This is a genomic window from Sporobacter termitidis DSM 10068, assembly GCF_900130065.1.
GTDB classification, from domain to species: Bacteria; Bacillota; Clostridia; order Oscillospirales; family Oscillospiraceae; genus Sporobacter; species Sporobacter termitidis.
On record NZ_FQXV01000001.1, the window covers coordinates 92,572 to 108,344 of the forward strand.

General features: G+C 56.6%; 14 protein-coding genes and 1 pseudogene. 6 read left to right on the forward strand and 9 right to left on the reverse strand.

The window, feature by feature from the left end; translation table 11 throughout:
• Positions 1-368 (reverse strand): annotated as a pseudogene (locus tag BUB60_RS20015) (hypothetical protein); the annotation flags it as partial.
• Positions 369-511: 143 nt separating this feature from the next.
• Between BUB60_RS20015 and BUB60_RS00405 the strand changes: the two are divergent.
• The 5 genes from BUB60_RS00405 (at position 512) to BUB60_RS00425 (ending at position 6,331) form a co-directional block, all read left to right on the forward strand.
• Positions 512-1,285 (forward strand): N-acetylmuramoyl-L-alanine amidase, encoded by a 774-nt coding sequence (locus BUB60_RS00405; protein WP_073075673.1) that lies wholly within the window; start codon positions 512-514, stop codon positions 1,283-1,285.
• On the forward strand, positions 1,254-2,612 hold the full coding sequence (radA, locus tag BUB60_RS00410) for a DNA repair protein RadA (RefSeq protein ID WP_073075674.1): 1,359 nt from the start codon (positions 1,254-1,256) through the stop codon (positions 2,610-2,612). The genes BUB60_RS00405 and radA overlap by 32 nt, the downstream gene beginning before the upstream one ends.
• Before the next feature lie 367 nt (positions 2,613-2,979).
• Positions 2,980-4,575, forward strand: coding sequence for a phosphodiester glycosidase family protein (locus tag BUB60_RS00415; RefSeq protein ID WP_073075675.1), 1,596 nt, complete (start codon positions 2,980-2,982; stop codon positions 4,573-4,575).
• Positions 4,576-4,716: 141 nt separating this feature from the next.
• A complete protein-coding gene (locus BUB60_RS00420; RefSeq protein WP_143162231.1) occupies positions 4,717-5,061 on the forward strand; it encodes an SRPBCC family protein in 345 nt (114 codons plus the stop codon).
• A gap of 268 nt (positions 5,062-5,329) precedes the next feature.
• The gene (locus BUB60_RS00425) at positions 5,330-6,331 is read left to right on the forward strand and encodes a tyrosine recombinase XerC (protein ID WP_073075677.1); all 1,002 of its coding nucleotides are present in this window, start codon (positions 5,330-5,332) and stop codon (positions 6,329-6,331) included.
• 75 nt (positions 6,332-6,406) lie between these two features.
• Here the strand turns inward: BUB60_RS00425 and BUB60_RS00430 are convergent, their stop codons facing one another.
• Entirely contained in the window at positions 6,407-7,948 is a 1,542-nt protein-coding gene (locus BUB60_RS00430; protein WP_073075678.1) for a DUF3794 and LysM peptidoglycan-binding domain-containing protein, read from the reverse strand.
• 32 nt (positions 7,949-7,980) lie between these two features.
• On the opposite strand from BUB60_RS00430, the gene BUB60_RS00435 reads away from it, so the two are divergent.
• Complete coding sequence (locus tag BUB60_RS00435) at positions 7,981-8,268, forward strand: hypothetical protein (RefSeq protein ID WP_143162232.1); 288 nt, start codon at positions 7,981-7,983, stop codon at positions 8,266-8,268.
• A gap of 86 nt (positions 8,269-8,354) precedes the next feature.
• Here the strand turns inward: BUB60_RS00435 and rsgA are convergent, their stop codons facing one another.
• Genes rsgA through def form a run of 7 tightly spaced genes read right to left on the reverse strand, consistent with a single transcriptional unit; the run spans position 8,355 to position 15,763 of the window.
• Positions 8,355-9,242: a ribosome small subunit-dependent GTPase A gene (gene rsgA, locus BUB60_RS00440; protein ID WP_073075680.1), complete on the reverse strand. Its 888-nt coding sequence runs from the start codon at positions 9,240-9,242 to the stop codon at positions 8,355-8,357.
• 1 nt (position 9,243) lies between these two features.
• Positions 9,244-11,142 carry a Stk1 family PASTA domain-containing Ser/Thr kinase gene (gene pknB / locus BUB60_RS00445; protein ID WP_073075681.1) on the reverse strand — a complete coding sequence of 633 codons (1,899 nt, stop codon included), beginning with the start codon at positions 11,140-11,142 and terminating at the stop codon, positions 9,244-9,246.
• Positions 11,143-11,173: 31 nt separating this feature from the next.
• Positions 11,174-11,908 (reverse strand): Stp1/IreP family PP2C-type Ser/Thr phosphatase, encoded by a 735-nt coding sequence (locus BUB60_RS00450; RefSeq protein WP_073075682.1) that lies wholly within the window; start codon positions 11,906-11,908, stop codon positions 11,174-11,176.
• A 36-nt stretch (positions 11,909-11,944) separates the two neighbouring features.
• Positions 11,945-12,967, reverse strand: a complete 1,023-nt coding sequence (gene rlmN, locus BUB60_RS00455; protein ID WP_073075683.1) for a dual-specificity RNA methyltransferase RlmN — start codon at positions 12,965-12,967, stop codon at positions 11,945-11,947.
• Entirely contained in the window at positions 12,964-14,295 is a 1,332-nt protein-coding gene (gene rsmB, locus BUB60_RS00460) for a 16S rRNA (cytosine(967)-C(5))-methyltransferase RsmB (RefSeq protein ID WP_073075684.1), read from the reverse strand. Before rsmB ends, rlmN begins: the two co-directional genes overlap by 4 nt.
• Positions 14,286-15,200, reverse strand: coding sequence for a methionyl-tRNA formyltransferase (gene fmt / locus BUB60_RS00465; protein ID WP_073075685.1), 915 nt, complete (start codon positions 15,198-15,200; stop codon positions 14,286-14,288). Before fmt ends, rsmB begins: the two co-directional genes overlap by 10 nt.
• A complete protein-coding gene (def, locus tag BUB60_RS00470) occupies positions 15,197-15,763 on the reverse strand; it encodes a peptide deformylase (protein ID WP_073075686.1) in 567 nt (188 codons plus the stop codon). Before def ends, fmt begins: the two co-directional genes overlap by 4 nt.
• Positions 15,764-15,773: the final 10 nt, after the last annotated feature.

Genomic DNA, 15,773 nt, shown 5'->3' on the forward strand with positions numbered 1-15,773 from the left:
GTGTTGGACTGGTTCGCCGTATTAGGCATTGTACCTGTATTCGGTTTCGCCGGCATCTCAGGCATTATGCCGGTGTTCGGTTTTGCCACGTAAGGCATTGTGCCGGTGTTGGATCGGTTAGCCATATTAGGCATCGCGCCTGCGTTCGGCTTCGCCGGCATTTCAGGCATGGCTTGGGCGTTCGTTCTATTCATGTATGGCATGGCGCCGGCATTCATATTTGATGTGTTGCCCGCGTTGTTTATCATACCGTTGTTCGGCATACCCGTCATATTGGGCATACCGGCTGCGCCCGAGGCGTTCCCCGTGTTAACCGGACGGTTTGAGCCGGCAGCGCTATTGGGACGACCGGCGCTGATCGGCTGCATATATCTCTCCTCCAAGTGTGTTCCTCCTAGGGTGCGTTTTTTGGGATAATATCTCCCGAACCATTATATGAGACTGTTTTTTCGATGTTAAAACATAAGCGTTTCCCCCTTTTCATAACATTGAATGAAAGGGGAGAGGACATGTGCGGAGATTATTTAAAAAAGCCCTGCCGACGCTTGTTATCGTCATCGTTTTTATGGCCGCAGGAATTTATTTCTTTATAAGAGGCGGCGCGCACGACGGCACGGCCATAAAAGCTTCGGCAGTAAAGGGTGATCTGACCGTTATTGTCGACGCCGGGCACGGCGGGGCCGACGGCGGCGCCGTCTCTCTTTCCGGTGTGAAGGAGAGCGCCGTCAACATTGATATCGCCACACGGCTGGACCTGATCCTCGGATTTTTCGGGACACACGTCGAGATGACGCGCACATCGGAAAATTTGGAATATTCGGAGAAATCCGACACGATCCGTCAGAAAAAAGCCGAGGATCAAAGCAGGCGGCTCAAGCAGATCAATTCTGCCCAGAACGCCGTGCTTATCAGCATCCACCAAAACATCTATCCCAGCAGCGGGCCATTCGGCGCACAGGTGCTGTACGCGCCCACAAACGGCAGCAAGGAATTCGGCGCGGCAATGCAGCAGCTTCTCATCGACGCGCTGAACCCCAAAAACAAGCGTACGGCGGACGAGGCTCCGGACAATATCCTGCTCATGAACCACATCACCTGTCCGGCGCTCCTCATCGAGTGCGGTTTTCTCTCAAACCCGGAGGAGGAAAAACTCCTGATGACGGATACATACAGAACGAAAATCGCCGCGGTTATCGCGGCGGGATACCTGGCCAACAGAGAGAACTTGGTAGACATAAATTCCGGAGGAACAAATGAAGGGAAAGACAGCATACTTTTGTACTGAGTGCGGCAATGAGACGCCGAAATGGCAGGGGAAATGCGCCGCCTGCGGCAGCTGGAACACCATTGTCGAGCAGCCGGTCGCGGTAAAAACAAAGTCGTCGGCAGTACCGGCGGCGCAGAGCAGGAGCCAGCCAAAGCTCCTGGGAGAGCTGGACGGTTCGAAGGAACTGCGCTTTGACACGGGCCTTGGCGAGCTCGATCGAGTTTTGGGCGGCGGGGCAGTAACGGGATCGCTTGTGCTGGTGGGCGGCGCGCCTGGTATCGGGAAATCGACGCTGCTCCTGCAGATATGCGGTCATCTCGGCCAAAAATATAAAATACTCTATGTGACAGGCGAGGAGTCGGAGCGGCAGCTGAAGATGCGCGCCGAGCGCCTGCATGTCAAGAGCGGCGAATTTTATGTATACGCCGAGACGGAGCTCAATGAAATTTTGACGGCGGCCGAAACACTCTCGCCCGACGTTATGATCATCGACTCGATACAGACGCTCTATAATCCGGAGATGAGCTCCTCACCGGGCTCGGTGGGGCAGGTCAAGGAGTGCACGATGTCGCTCCTGCAGCTGTCGAAAAGCCGCGGCATCACGATATTTCTTATCGGCCATGTCAATAAGGAAGGCGCCATCGCCGGCCCGAAGGTCCTGGAGCATATGGTGGACTGCGTACTTTATTTTGAGGGTGAGCAGTCGGCAAACTACAGGATGCTGCGCGCCGCCAAAAACCGTTTCGGCTCCACAAACGAGCTGGGCGTCTTTGAAATGCGGGAGACGGGCCTTGTGGAGGTGGCCAACCCCTCGGAGCTGCTGCTTTCTGGCCGGCCTCTGGCTGCGCCGGGAACATGCGTCACCTGCGTCATGGAAGGGACGCGCCCCATCCTCGCGGAGGTCCAGGCCCTTGTGGCGCCAAGCTGTTATAACGTACCCCGGCGGAATTCAAACGGCATTGACTACAACAGGGCAATGATGCTGCTGGCCGTGCTGGAAAAGCGCAGTGGTCTGCGCGTTTCCGGCTGCGACGCGTACATCAACGTCATCGGCGGGCTGACGCTGGACGAGCCCTCCGCCGATTTGGCGGCAGTTCTGGCGCTGGCCTCCAGCTTTAAGGACATGCCCGTAGGGGACGATCTGGTAGCCATCGGCGAGGTCGGGCTGACAGGGGAGCTGCGCCCGGTGACTCAGATGAGCCAGCGGCTTTCGGAAATCGCGCGGCTCGGCTTCAAGCGATGCCTCGTCCCGAAAAACTCCGCCGGAAAAATCGCCGTACCGGATGGCCTTCGCGTTGTGACGGCAAAGTCGATTTCCGAAGCCGTCGGACTGGCGCTCGGCTGATTATTTCTGCCGTTTGATGTAGTGCACGCAGTTGTCGGACGCCGGTTCCGGCTTGCCGCGCGAGGCTGCGCGCTCCAAGCTGCAGTAACCTTCTTTTTGATAAACGCAATCGCCTGTACATGGGATCAAACTCATATTATGTTACCTCCAGGGCTAGTTTGCGCAGATGACATAAAATTATAATCACAATTATGAGGGGCGGCTTTCAGCCTGCGGAAATTTCTGCAAAATATGCGGCCTGTGTCCAGGATGTCACAGGTCCGCTAAATTTTTGACAAAAAATTAAAATTTAGCGGCTTTATTTTTCGTACGTATGCGTTATAATAAAGCGTCATGCATTAAATCAAAAGCAGCAAGGAAAGATCGAATGGCAAGGGCAATATCAAAAACCGTTCTCTTCGGCGGAAAAACCAAGCAGATACATAAAATCGAGCCGGCGGCTGAGAAGTCGGCAAAGCGGCGTTCCGGGAAAGCAAAGAAGCGGCTCATTGTTTCAGCGTGCGTACTGGCCGTCCTGGCCGGCATCTACTGTACAGCCGTTTTCTCCAACATTCCTTTTATTAAGAAATGGCGCGATATCTACATAGAAACGGCAATGGAAACGCTCAATCACAAATGGCTGGCAACGGCCTTTATTCCGGCGTCCGTTATCGACGCGGTTATGGACGAGCAGAACAGGATCATCGCGGAGCAGCAAAATCTGAAGAGCGCCTGGGGGGACGCGTCGGAATTTTCCGACGTTCTCAGCGACAGCGACGATACGACGGCAGCCTTCTTCGAGGAGTTTAAGCAGCTGGATCAAGTGTCGTTCAACGCTTATATCGACACGCACCCAGAGGTTCTCGACAATGGATATGCCCATCTTTTGATCAATGAGGCGGGCCTCAAGGACAAGGGAACAACCATCAAAACGACGCAGGGGGACCAGGTCCTGGCGGTGGACGCAGAAAACGGCATTATCATCGTTAAAATCACAGGCGACGGCTATGCGGGTAAAATGGCCATCGTCGAAGACCCGTCGCGTGTCGGCGTCGGCGTCGCGCAGACGCTCGGGTCCAGCGGACAGTCGGTAGCGCAGATCGCCAAAGCCAACGACGCCATTCTCGCCATCAATGCCAGCGGCTTTGCGGACTTTCAGGGCACCGGCAACGGCGGCAAGGTCATGGGACTGCTGATCTCCAATGGAAAAAAATACAGCGACGCGCTCAGCGGCACTTTCATGAATATTGGTTTCGGCCTTAATAACAGGCTTTATATCGGCGTATCCACAAAGGATATGACGTACAGAGACGCTGTGCAGTTTCTCCCGGCGCTCGTGGTCAACGGCGATAACGTCATTGAGGATAAAACCTTCAAAAAGGGGACCACGGCGTTCGGCATCCAGCCCCGCACGGCCATCGGACAAGCCGCCGACGGTACCGTTCTGCTGCTGGCTATCGATGGCAGAAAGCCCGGCTACAGCCTTGGCTGCACCGTGGAAGACTGCGCCGATATTCTGTTGAGGTACAACGCCGTGCAGGCCTCGAACCTGGACGGCGGCAGCAGCACCGTGATGGTCTTCAGGGGAAAGGAAATCACCGATCCCGCCGACAGCACGGATTACGGCAGGCCCGTACCCGACGCTATTATCGTCATGTCTGCCGAGGGCGTACTGAACAGGCCGGACGTCCGTGTTTCAAGCGGCGGGAGCAAGAGTGCCGCCGGCAGCGGTTCCTCCGGTACCAAGACGGACAGCGGCAAGCCCAGCCCATCGCCGACGCCCGACAAGGTCACGACCCCCAGTCCATCGGCGGAAGCGCCCTCAGAGAGCCCATCGCCGTCAGTAACGCCGGACACGGAGCCCAGCGACAGTCCGCCGCCGTCGGCGTCAGCCTCACCTGACGTATCCCCGGACAGCAGCCCCTCAGCAGATATTGTCCCAAGCGAGGCTCCGCCCGTGACCGCCGACGCCAATTTATCATGACCCGGTCCCCTGTTGGCGTATTCGGCAGGGAGGAGAGGGTATATTCGTAACAAATGACATGTTCGTAACGATTGACACATTTGAAACAAAAGAATATAATAATATATAGTTATTATAACTCTCTTGTCAGAAGGTGATCATATGAGCTCATTGACAGTTACGACAATGGTTGAGGCGCCGATCGTCAGCGTATGGGATTATTGGAACAAGCCGGAGCATATCGTCAGCTGGTATTCCGCACAGAACAGCCGGCGTCCGCTGAACGCCGCCGGAATTTTTTCTGAAATCGAGTTTCTTAAAAAGCTCAGCTTTAAGCTCTCCGACGACAAAACCGTCTTTATCAGTTTCTCCGGAAACAACTGCAATACCGTCGTCACAGGGACATTCGAGCTTGCGGATGTCAATCCCGAAAAGCAGCGAGATATTTGTCAGAGCATTCTGGACCAGTTTAAGAAATACGCCGAATCAAACTATGGATGCTGCTGAAAGTATGCGCAGTATTCGACAACTTATGATAAAACACTTCATAAATAATGCGTGCCGTTATCACAGCGGTCATATATAAAACGCCCCAAACCGGGGCGTTTTGATTTATAGCTTTATATACGCTGATTCAGGTTAAAAACCTCCACTCAATTGAACAAAATTTTTATTTTGTTCAATTATTGGTAAAGTTGCCAATAGACCTCCCCGAGAAAAAATAGTATGATGCTATTCGGATAAACCTGCCATTCTGGAGCAATCGAGGTTTTGTATGGATTATATTAAAGAAGCGCCGGAGATACTCCGGGAATTTCTTGTTTATCATGAGACGATCAAGGGTCATTCAAAAAAAACGACCGACGAATATTTTCTCGACCTTCGGACGATGTTCCGATTTTTGAAGCAGCAAAAAGGCCTGGTGCCGCGCGGGACGGAATTCGAGGATATTCCCATCGACGACGTTGACCTGGAGTTTGTACGGAATATCACGCTGTCCGATATCTACGGGTATCTCGCATATCTGGCGCGCGACCGCGAAAAGAACAGCCGCAGCGTCCGGCCCGGCCACGGCCTTACGGCGACCTCCCGCGCCCGCAAGGTCGCGACGATCCGCTCGTATTTCAAATATCTGACGGTCAAGACAAAGCAGCTTGAAAAAAACCCGGTGGCCGATCTGGATTCGCCGAAAACAGCCAAGACGCTGCCCCGCTACCTGAGCCTGGACGAGAGCACGCAGCTTTTGTCCGCAGTGGACGGCAGCCACAAGGAACGCGACTACTGCATCATCACGCTGTTTTTAAACTGCGGCCTGCGCATCTCGGAGCTGGCCGGGCTTGACCTGACAGACATCCACGCCGATTCCCTGCGCGTTTTCGGCAAAGGCGGAAAAGAGCGCATCGTCTATCTTAACGATGCCTGCGCCGAAGCGATCAACGACTACCTGAAGCTCCGCCGGGACATCAAAGCCCTGGACAGCCGCGCGCTGTTTCTGTCGTCACGCAAGACGCGCATCACCAAATCGACGATACACCATCTCGTCAAGACGCATTTGGCCTCAGCCGGCCTTGACGCCAGCAAATATTCTTCCCACAAGCTCCGCCATACCGCCGCCACCCTCCTGCTCCGCAACGGCGTCGACGTCCGCACGCTTCAGGAGCTTCTCGGACACGAGCATCTGAACACCACGCAGATCTATACCCATGTGGAAAACGACAGCTTACGCGAGGCGGCCGCCCTCTCTCCCCTGTCTAAAATCAAAAAAAAAGAAAAATAGGTCTGCGCAAAGCTGTAAAGAAAAGCTCCCCGGCCCAAAGCTGAGGAGCTTTTTGCTTAATTTTTTCAATATGTACTACCGCTTTTTAGGGATAATCAGTAATTGCCCAGCGTTCACATTTTCTTCTTTTTCGATACCGTTGGCGGCAAGGATGAGCCTGGAGGTGGAGCTGTGCTTTTTCGCCAGCTTCCAGAGGGAGTCTCCTTTGGCGGCGCGGTAAACCACAAGAGACGGCGCCTTTGTATTGTCCAGCGGCGTGGTATCGTCGTAGGAGAGCCCGGAGAGCGATTTGACCTGCTTCTGCGCCGACTCCGTGACCGTGATGTCGACAGGGATGCGCAGCTCGATGCCGTTGCCGACGCCCACGCCGTAGACATCCTTACCGCAGCTGGCGTTGGCTGAGCATTTCGCGTTCGGGTTCATCTCAGCGTTTGCCTCCACGTCGTACTGACGCGTGCACGACATGGCGCGGCCGTCGTCGCTGACATAGAGGGCGCTGACAAAAATCGGGGCCCGGAGGAGCGCGCCGTTGGGCTGGGGTGTGCTCATCACGGCGCCGGAGTGGGTATTGAGCGCGATGACACGGGCAACGGGCGTCGGTGTCTCCATGACGCCGTGAAAGACAGCGCCTGTTTTGGAGATGTTTTTGCTGTCGAAGAAATAGTCTGTCGTTTCCTGCTCCAGCTTGAACTTCGTGCTGTACATATCGGAGATATAGGAGATAGTTTTCCGTTCCGAGGTGATGCACTGCGCAACGGCGTGAATTTCCATGATGATCGTCCGGCCCTCTGGGTTGTGCGGCGACTGCTCGCAGTCAAAATAAGCGTTGGTCAGCATGAGCGTGATGCCGAAGCCGCTGTCGCCCATGGCGTTATCCAGTTCGATGATCTGCGAAAACTCCGAGGAGAAGTCCGACTTCGCCAGCTCGCCCCCGCCCTGCGGATTGTACAGGAGCGAAATATTCAGCGTGCCCCGCAGAATAAGCTTGCTGCCCACGACTTTTGTATCCTCAGGCGTAACAGCGACCCGGTATTTTAAAATCTCGCCCACAGGCGGATTTGCGGCCGGGACGGTCAGCTCATCGGAAATGACGAAGGTTTTTTCCTTGATACCCGTTGTCGTGAAGATATCGAAGCTGTCCGTTAAAAGCTCGATGCCGGCGTCGCCGTCCTCTTCAAGGCCGGAGGAAATAAAAAGCTCCGCATCGTTATAGCAGGTCAGTTCTGTCAGAAGGTCCACACGGGCGACGATTTTCCGCGGATTGATCATGGAGGCGTCCGCCGATGAGACGGAAACATTGGCCGCCACTTTTGTATTCTGATTGATTTCGCCCTCGTTGGCGGACGCCGTAAACGGAATCTCCAGTTCCATTTTACGAACGCCGCTCTCGCCTTCCGGACAATAGATAACGGTTGTCGCGGCAACGCCCGAAACCGACACGCGGCCGTTATCGGTGGATTTGCTCCTCAAAAACACCGTGGCGTCAGTGTCGACGATCCGCAGAATGTCGGGGAGAGCATCAGGGACGATCATCTCCATTGTCTCCTCGTGCGCCAGGCTTGTACTGAGAACGCTCTTAACGTAGTTGACTTTTTCCTTGTTGAGATATATGTCCATAAATGTCCTCTCCTTAAATGATTTCTTCTAAAATGTATGAAATCACCCATATTTTTATGACAGCTTGTTTGCCGGAGGACGACGGCAAACAAGAATTTTCATCGCCGGCAGATCAGGATGCCGATGAAGATAAGCGCCGCGCCCAGAAAGAGCCACCACAATTCGCTTGGCAGAACTATGACGAGAACGATCAGCGCTCCGACACCCGCTATGCAAAGTCCGATGGGCCTGCCTGGTCGCCACCGCATAAAAACACCGCCTTTCAAAATAATGTCGGTATGGTCGACATTATTATAAGTATACGCGAAAGGCGGCCTTAACGTGACTTTTTCTGCTGACCGTAAAAAATGCCGGGACGCAGGGCGCGCCTGCAGTCTCGGCATTTTAATTCATTTGACCGGTTTTATTATGTTTTTTTGAGTTCCCAATCGTTGTGCTGCTTTGCCTGCTCGTATAAACGGGCGTAACTCGCGTGACGCGATTTCTGTATCTGGCCGTTTTCGGCAGCTTGCAGGACGGCGCAGCCGGCCTCCTTGACGTGCGCGCAATCCTTGAAGCGGCACAAGCCGATATACGGTTCAAAATCCGGGAAGAGAAACTGCAGCTGCTCTTTGCCGGCAAGCGCCATCTGCTCCGCGTCAAAGGATGAAAAGCCCGGCGTGTCGGCGACAACGGCGCCGCTCTTCAGTCGATACAGCTCCACATGCCGCGTCGTATGCCGGCCGCGCCCCAGCTTCTGGCTGACGTCGCCCACCGTAATGTTGAAGTCCGGCTCCAGGACGTTTAAAATGCTCGATTTGCCGACGCCGGAATTGCCGGTAAAGGCGCTCACCTTTCCGCGGATGGCGTCGGCCAGCGCCTCGATCCCCTCGCCCGTCTCGGCGCTGGTCCGTATGGTCGTAAAGCCGGCGCTTTTATAGATGGCGTACAGGTCGTCTCCCCTGTCGAGATCGTATTTATTGACACAGATGACACAGGCGCAATCGTTCTGGGCGGCGATCGCGGTCATCCGGTCGATCAGAAAAGGGTCCGTTACAGGAATGACGGCGGAGGCAATGATCACCAGCTGATCGATATTGGCAATCGGCGGCCGCACAAAGGCGTTTCTTCTTGGGAGGATGTCTTCAAGGACGCCCTTCCCCTCCCCTGTGAGGCTGATCTCGGCCCGGTCGCCGACCAACGGCGTCACGTTATCACGACGGAAACGACCGCGTGCCTTGCACTCGATCGTTTCCGTACCGGCTTCGACATAGTAGAAACCGCTGATGGCTTTGAATATGATCCCTGTCGGCATGCTAAAAGGCCGGCGGCGGCGTCACAGGCTCGCTCGGTGTTGGCGGCGAGACGCTCGTTTCCGGTGATGGCGACGGCGACGGGGATGTGGATGGCGGCGGGGACGGCGACGTCTCCTCGGGGCCGTCGGATACAATCAAATTAACATTCGATTTATACACCGCCAGGGTCTGGCCGTCAGGCGACTCGGGATCTTGAGAAATGACATAGCCTTTCGGCACATCGGCGTGATTCCGGTGACCACTGTTTTTGGGAACAAAGCCGGCATTGAAGAGCACATCCTGCGCCGTCTCAATCGGGAGGCCGACAACGTTGGGCACCTTCTCTTTCTTTTCCGCCGGACCGGTGCTGTAAATAATCGTGATAGTCTCATTGTTGAAGAGCGCTATATCGGCCGCCGGGACCGTGCTGATCACATAGTCCGCCGTGACGTCTTCGCTGGTTTGCGCCTGTGTTTCGATATTCAGCGTCCAGCCCTGATCATGCGCGATTTGCTCCAGGTCGATCCGTGCCTGCATATAATTCTTTTTGGTGCAGTCCGGCATTAGAACGTCGGGCTTTTTGCCCTGCGAGACAACGAGCGAGACGGGGTATTTCCCGCTGGCCGGGAGTATCACCTGGCGCGCTGTCGGGTCCTGGGATATGACATAGCCCTCTTCCACCGTGTCGTCGTATTGCTCCTCAACTTTGAATGCAAATGTCTGATTATCAGGATTGTTTTGTATATCGCTGTATTTCTGGCCGGCAAAGTTCGGGATATCCACGGTCGTCACCGTCGGGTTGAGCATCGGGCCGATAAATTTGATGTACATGAAGACAAAAATGCCCACAAGGAAAACAATGATCAGGAAAATCCCGACAAGCGTCGATGTCTTGGAAGATCTTTTCGAGCTTTTGCGATATTCGGCCCTTGAAAGCTCGGCGCTTCTGGACGGTGTGCGCACCGCTTTCGGCAGCGCGTTTTCCGCCTTGATGATGGCGGACGTCGGCACCTCGCGGGTCGCCTGGTCGCTGACACGGCGGCTTGCCGTTTCATTGTCGTTGACATAGTAGGTAAAGTTGATGGCCGGGTTTTTCCGGAATTCCTCCAGGTCGGCGAGCATTTCGTCGGTGCTGGCGTACCGGAGATTCAGATCGGGCTCCATGGCGTGCATGGTGATGCTCTCCAGCCCGAGGGGGATGTCGGGGTTGATCTCCCGCGGCATCAGCGGAATGGCGCTGATATGCTGTATGGCGATGGAGACGGCGGAATCTCCCTCAAAGGGCAGATGGCTTGTCAGCATCTCATACATCACGACGCCGAGAGAATAAATGTCGCTCCGCGCGTCCACATGGCTGCCCTTTGCCTGCTCCGGCGAAATATAATGGACGGAGCCAAGCGCCTCCTGTGTGAGCGTGTTCTGCGTCGACTGGAGGCGGGCGATGCCGAAGTCGGCCACCTTGACGCTGCCGTCCTTCAGGATCATGATGTTGTGGGGCTTGATGTCCCGGTGGATGATGCCCCTGGAGTGCGCGTGGCTCAGGGCCTTGGCCACCTGTGTGGAGAAATGCAGGGCTTCCTTCCAGTTGAGGAGGCCTTTTCTGTTGATATATTGCTTGAGCGTGATCCCCTCGATGAGCTCCATGACGATGTACTCGATGTTGCCAGAACGGCTGACGTCATAGACGGCGACAATATTCGGGTGCGACAGCATCGCCACGGCCTGAGATTCCGTCCTGAACCGGCGCCGGAAATCAGCGTCCTCCGCAAGCTCTTCTTTAAGTATTTTAACCGCCACAAGCCTGTTAAGGCGGTGGCAACGGGCTTTATAGACGACGGCCATACCGCCCGACCCGATTTTCTCCAGAATCTCATACCTGTTGTCGAGAAGCTGGCCAATGTATTTATCGGTACTATCCATGTGTTATCCTCCCATCTGAAGGTAAGATCGATTACTTTTGAATCAGGACCGCCGTCACGTTGTCGGGCGCTCCTTTCATATTGGCAAGCCTGACCAGCTTTTCACAGGTCTCCTGCACGTTGGCTCCGCCGGAGATTTCGTTCAGCAGGACCTGCTCGCTGAGCATATTGGACAGGCCGTCGGAACACAGCAGGAGATATTCTCCGCTTTGGAGATTCAGGAAAAAGAAGTCCGGCTCCGCGTCCAGGGCTGTGCCGAGCGCCCGCGTGATAAGATTTCTGTTGGGATGGCTTGACGCCTCCGAGCGCGTCAGGTCTCCCCTGTCGATCATATCCTCGACGACGGAGTGGTCCTTTGTCACCTGCGTGACCTGATTGGCGGTCACGTGGTACGCGCGGCTGTCGCCCACATTGGCGACGACGGTCCCGCCGGGCGTTACCACGGCGGCCACAAGCGTGGTGCCCATGCCGGCGCAGTCGATATCGGACATGCTCCGATCATAAACCTGGGTGTTGGCGAGTTTTACGGCTTCACCCATGTGCTGCATGATGTCGATGATATTGGTGTCCTCCGCCAGATGCGACTTCATGGATGCCGTAAAGGCCTCCGCCGCCATTTCGCTGGCGATATTGCCGGCTTTCGCCCCGCCCATACCGTCGCAGACGACGAGGAGGGCCGAGTTCTTTACGGCATCATAGAACGTCTGACAGACATCCTGATTGAGTGGCCGGACCTTTCCCCTGTCGCTTATTCCGTAAAATTCCATTGAATATCTCTTCTCCCGGTTTCCTGTATATCTTATTTATACAGTTTTTCTGCGCAGCTGGCCGCAGGACGCGTCGATGTCGCCGCCGAGCTTGCGCCGGACCGTGACGTTGATTCCCCTTTGCTGCAATATCTGAATAAAGGTTTTCAGGTTTTCCCGCGTGCTGGGATGAAGCGCGCTTTCGGTCACGTCGTTGAGTGGAATCAGATTAACATGGCTGCCCGTGTTTTTCAACTTGTCGGCAAGCAGCCGCGCATGGCGGGGCGTATCGTTCACGCCGTCGATCATCGCGTATTCAAAAGATATCCGCCGGCCCGTTTTGTCAAAATACGCGCGGCAGGCCTTTAAAAGCCGATCGACGCCGTACGACTTATTGACCGGCATCAGGCGCGATCTCGTGTCGTCGTCGGGGGCGTGCAGAGAAACCGACAACGTAAATTGTAATTTATCCTCGCCCAGTTTGTCAACTTTTTCTACAAGGCCGCAGGTGGAGACAGAGATATGCCGCACCCCGATGTTGACGCCAAGCGGATCGGAGACGAGCTTTAAAAACCTGAGCACGTTGTCGTAATTGTCCAGCGGCTCTCCGATGCCCATCAGGACGATATTCGAAATCTTCTCGCCGGAATCCAGCTGCGAAAACAAGACCTGATCGAGAAGCTCCGAGGGCATGAGGTTCCGGACAAGGCCGCCGATCGTCGATGCGCAGAACCGGCAGCCCATACGGCAGCCGACCTGGGAGGAGATGCAGACGGTGCTGCCGTGGTGATAGCGCATCACAACGCTTTCCACCGTATTGCCGTCGTAAAGGCGCCAGAGATATTTTACCGTCCCGTCCTCCGCGGATACCTGCTTCCGGACCACTTCGGGCACCGTGATGAAAAAGCGGTCGCCCAGCTTTTCCCGCAGTGCCTTTGACAAATCCGTCATTTCTGAAAAAGACTTCACGCCCCGGTGCAGCCATTTGAAGACCTGCTCGGCCCGGTAAGCCGGCTCACCCATATCGTTAAGGGCTTCCCTGAGCTCTCCGGGCAGATATGATTTGATGTCCTCTTTCACGGGCGCCTCCTGAGCTTGCAGATGAAAAACCCGTCCGTGCCGGTCTCCTGCGGCCAGAGCGTGGTCATCCCGGACGGAACGTCGCCCACAGGGCCCGGCAGCGCGAAGGGCTCCAGATAAAAATCATCATGGTCCGATAAAAACGCCGCCGCCACGTCCTCGTTTTCGCGCCGGAGGAGCGTGCAGGTGGAATAGACAAGAAGGCCGCCGGGTTTCACGTATTTTGACAGATTGTCCGCGATGCGCCGCTGGAGCTCCGGGAGCCCCGCTGTATCCTCTTCCTTCTTATATCGGATCTCCGGCTTTTTACGGATCACGCCGAAGCCGGAGCAAGGCACGTCGGCGATCACAACGTCAGCGCTGTCATAAAGCGCCGCCTCCGGCGCCGTCGCGTCCAAAACGCGCGTCTCGATAATGCCAAAGCCCAGGCGCGCGGCGCCCTCCGAAACCCGGGCGAGCTTTTTCTCATGGATATCGCAGGATAAGATGCGGCCGCTGTTATGCATTGCCGCAGCGGCGGTAAAGGACTTCCCTCCGGGGGCCGCACAGCCGTCGAGCACAAACATCCCCGGTGCCGGTGCGGCCGCCTGGACGGCAAGGGCCGCCGCCGCGTCCTGGACGTAGATGCGACCGTTCCTGAAAGCGTCAAGGCGTTCAATATTCCGCGTATTGCGGAGCACAACGCAATTGGGGAGCCACGGATGCGCCGCGGCCTCGACGCCGTTCAGCCGGAGAGACCCGAGGACGCTCTCCGTATCTGCTTTCAGCGTATTGACCAGCGCCGTGACGCCGGCATCACTGTTATCGGCCTTTAAAAGCGCTTCCGCCCCGTCCGGGCCCAGCCTGTCGATGAAGGCGCGCACGAGCCATTCGGGATGGCTGTACTGAAGCGCCAGCTTTTCAGCGGTATCCGCGCCGGTGACCTCCGGCAGCTGCTCAAGATTCTGTGCGATCTTCCGCAGCACGGCGTTGACAAGGCCGGCGGCGCGCGGATTGGCGTGCTTTTTGACAAGCTCGACGCCTTCGCTGACGGCGGCATTTACAGGTATTTTCGACAAAAAGACAAGCTGGTAAACGGAAAGCCTCAGAATGTCCAGCACCTGCGGCTCCATTCTGGACGGCCTGACCGTTGAAAAAGAGGCGATGTAGTGATCGATGAGCGCCGAATTCTGGACGACGCCGTAAAATATCCTGGTGCAGAGCGCGGCGTCACGGCTGTCTGGCCGTTCCTTCAGCAGGACGGCGTCCAGCGCGGCATCCGTATAGGCCCCGGCCCTTCTGTACCTTGTCAGCGCCTTCAGCGCCGCTTCACGCGCGCTTACGGGCATATGGGGTGGCCTCGCAGATAATCGGCGGCCGCCATCCGCTTTCCGCCCGGCGCCTGCAGCTCCAGGATCGTCACGGTACCGTCGGCGCAGGCAATCTCGATGCCGTCCGCCTCGGCGGAGATGACCGTGCCCGGCGCCTTGCCGGATGGGCACTCCCGGCCCCGTGCCTTGAATACCTTGAAGGCCGCGCCGCCGATGCATGCCGTCGCGACCGGCCAGGGGTTGAGGCCGCGCACCTGCGCGGTGATCTCCCGGGCGCGCTTCGTCCAATCGAGGGGGGCCAGTTCCTTTGTCAGCGGCGGGGCGAAGGTGGCCTCGCCGTCGTTTTGCTTTGTGCGCGCCGCGGTCCCGTTTTCCAGGGCGGCGACCGTTTCGCTGAGGAGCTCCGCGCCGAGAACACTGAGCCGCTCGAAGAGCTCGCCGGAGGTCTCATCGTCACCGATGGGCGTTTTTTTGATCATAATGATGTCCCCGGCGTCCATTTCGGGCGCCATGTACATCGATGTGACCCCGGTTTCCGTCTCGCCGTTGAGGACTGCCCGCTGAATGGGCGCGGCGCCGCGGTATTTAGGCAGGATCGAGCCGTGTATATTGATGCAGCCGTACGGCGGCAGGCGGAGGATCTCCTCCGGCAGGAGCCGCCCGTAGGCCACAACGGCGATAACGTCCGGCCGCAGCGCGTGAAGCAGGTACAGCGTTTCACCGTCCCTCAGCGTCGTGGGCTGCAGAACAGGCGTACCGTGCGCCAGGGCCAGTTCCTTGACGGGACAGCACGCGAGCTTCATACCGCGGCCCTGCGGCTTATCCGGCTGGGTGAAGACAGCCAGGATATCATGCCCGTCCTCATAGAGCCGCCGCAGGGAAACGGCGGCAAATCCGGGCGTCCCCATGAATACGATTCTCATGCGCCTTCTCCGCTGTCCCCTTCCGCGCTCCCGCCTTTGTATACTTCTTCTTCCGCCTCGTCCTGCGCCCGCATTTCCTCCAGCTGCTCCGGCGTCAGAAGCTCGTCTGCCAGAGAGGTGAAAAGAATGCCGTTGAGGTGATCGATCTCATGGCAGAAGGCCCGGGCTGTGAGCATCTTGCCCCAGACCTCGAACTCCTTGCCGAATCTGTCCTGCGCCCGGACCTTGACAAGATCGGGCCGCTTGACGATGCCGTAGAGGCCGGGGACGCTGAGACAGCCCTCCGGGCCGATCTGCTCGCCGGACTCGGCGACGATCTCCGGATTTATCAGCTCGATGATCTGTTCCTCCGGCGGCAGGTCCTCCTTGTTGGTATCGATAACGAGCACTACCCGGCGCAGCACGCCCACCTGCGGGGCGGCCAATCCGACGCCGTCCGCGTCCAGGAGCGTCTCGCGCATATCGTCGATGAGCTCGTGAAGCCGGCTGTTGAAATCGGTGACGGGCCTGCTTTTTTTATTAAGGGTCGGGTCACCGTCGCGCAGTATGTTTCTGAGAGCCATATTACCATCC